This window comes from Calidithermus terrae (genome assembly GCF_003574345.1).
GTDB classification, from domain to species: Bacteria; Deinococcota; Deinococci; order Deinococcales; family Thermaceae; genus Calidithermus; species Calidithermus chliarophilus.
In genome coordinates, this window is record NZ_QXDL01000391.1 from 1 (window position 1) to 1,778 (window position 1,778).

At 68.0% G+C, this 1,778-nt stretch carries 3 protein-coding genes; all 3 read left to right on the forward strand.

Features of this window, described 5'->3' with window-relative positions; genetic code table 11:
* Positions 1 to 198: 198 nt before the first annotated feature.
* The 3 genes from Mterra_RS21020 (at position 199) to Mterra_RS21030 (ending at position 1,762) form a co-directional block, all read left to right on the forward strand.
* On the forward strand, positions 199 to 681 hold the full coding sequence (locus tag Mterra_RS21020) for an SRPBCC family protein (protein ID WP_119316849.1): 483 nt from the start codon (positions 199 to 201) through the stop codon (positions 679 to 681).
* Positions 682 to 796: 115 nt separating this feature from the next.
* Complete coding sequence (locus Mterra_RS21025) at positions 797 to 1,213, forward strand: cobalamin B12-binding domain-containing protein (protein WP_119316850.1); 417 nt, start codon at positions 797 to 799, stop codon at positions 1,211 to 1,213.
* Positions 1,214 to 1,762 carry a hypothetical protein gene (locus Mterra_RS21030; RefSeq protein ID WP_119316851.1) on the forward strand — a complete coding sequence of 183 codons (549 nt, stop codon included), beginning with the start codon at positions 1,214 to 1,216 and terminating at the stop codon, positions 1,760 to 1,762. It begins immediately after the preceding gene.
* Positions 1,763 to 1,778: the final 16 nt, after the last annotated feature.

The following is a 1,778-nucleotide window of genomic DNA, read 5'->3' on the forward strand; positions in this document are numbered from 1 at the left end:
GAACCCGCCCCCACCGGCCTCCCCTCGCGGGAGGTCTTTTTTGCCCGCCTCGAGCGCCTTTGCGTGGCCTGTTTCCAATTGCCGGGACATTTGTCCTATACTGAAGCCGATCGATAACGAGTCTCCCGTGTCCTGCGTCGGCGCTCACGACGTCGCCCGACCCTGGTTGTCCGGCTTTTCAGCGGTGCGGAGGTGGAGATGAAGCTCCAGGAAGAACTCGAGATCTTCGTGCAGGCCCCCATCCAGCTCGTGTGGGACCATCTGGTGGACTTCGAGTCCTGGCCGCGCTGGTCCACCTACCTCAAGGAGGTGCGCAAGGAGCCGGCGGGCTACCGCTTCGTCGCCCGCGGCATGCCGCCCGTGGACCTGATCTGGGTGGCCCAGGGGACCAAGCGCGAGGAACCCCACTACCTCGAGTTCGCCAGCGTCCCCGGCGCCCAGCACGACCTCAACGTAGCCGGCTGGGTGCGGCTGGAGGAAACCCCCAACGGCACCCAGCTCGACCTGCACTTCGACGCCACCGTAGACTTCGCCTCCCCTCTCCTCAACCGCATCGCCGACGTGTACGCCACCCTCTTCGGCGAGCCCAGCAAACTGCTGAAGGTCACGATGGAGGAGTTCAAGCGCGAGGTCGAGCGGGCCGCCAGCGCGCAGATGGCCCAGGCTTCGCAGGCCAGCTGAGCCCTGCCAAAACTCACGGCTCGGCCCCCTCCTGCGAGGGGGCTATTCGCTGGACGGGCTCGTAAATAGCCCCCCGGATTGCCGTCCCGGGCCAAGGATGCCGTAGAATACGGTCATGGATCGCAGAATTCGCGTTCTCGTAGCGAAGCCCGGTCTCGACGGGCACGACCGGGGAGCAAAGGTGGTGGCCCGGGCCCTGCGCGACTCGGGGATGGAAGTGATCTACACCGGCTTACGGCAGACCCCGGAGATGATCGTCTCGGCCGCGTTGCAAGAAGACGTGGACGCCATCGGCCTGTCCATCCTCTCCGGGGCCCACATGCACTACTTCCGGGAGGTCAAGCGGCTGCTGAGCGAACAGCAGGCCGAGGACATCCTGCTGTTCGGGGGGGGCATCATCCCCGACGAAGACGTGCCCAAGCTCAAAGACCTCGGCGTTTCGGCGGTGTTCGGCCCCGGCACCAGCACCCAGGACATCGTCACGTTCCTACAGCAGGCCGCCCCGCGACGCTGGGCCGCCCAAGGAGGGTAAGTGGCCTCGAACGCCGTAGTCGAACAGGTTCTTGCCCTATCGCAAGAAGGTAAGAGCGTCACCGAGATCGCCCGTGAAACCGGGCTTCCTTTTCGCCAGGTCCGCAGCCTGCTCGCCAAGGCCGGCCAGATCGAGGCCGGCGAGGAGCAGGCCGAAGACGCCGAGGGCTCAGGCCGCAAGCGTGAGGAGATCCCCGAGGAGGTGCTGGCGCAGATCGAGGCCCGCTACGCCCAGGGCGAGACGGTCATCGACATCGCCAGCTCCCTCGAGCTCAACTACCAGCGGGTGCTCAGGACCCTGCGCGAGCGGGGCGTGCTGCGCCAGGAGCGCCGGGGACGGCGGGCGAAGGGCAACGGGAAGGCCGAGGGCAAGGGCCCGGCCGCCGAGCCCTCCCAGCAGCTCGCCGCGGAGGTGCTCGAGCTCGCCCAGCAGGGCCAGAGCCCGGTCCAGATCGCCCGGGCGACCGGCCTGAAGGTGCGGCAGATCAACGCCATCCTCCAGCGCGGCAGCCGTGGCGGCACGGCCGCGGCCCGGCTGGCGGCGCTGTGAGGTGGGGCAGTGGGGC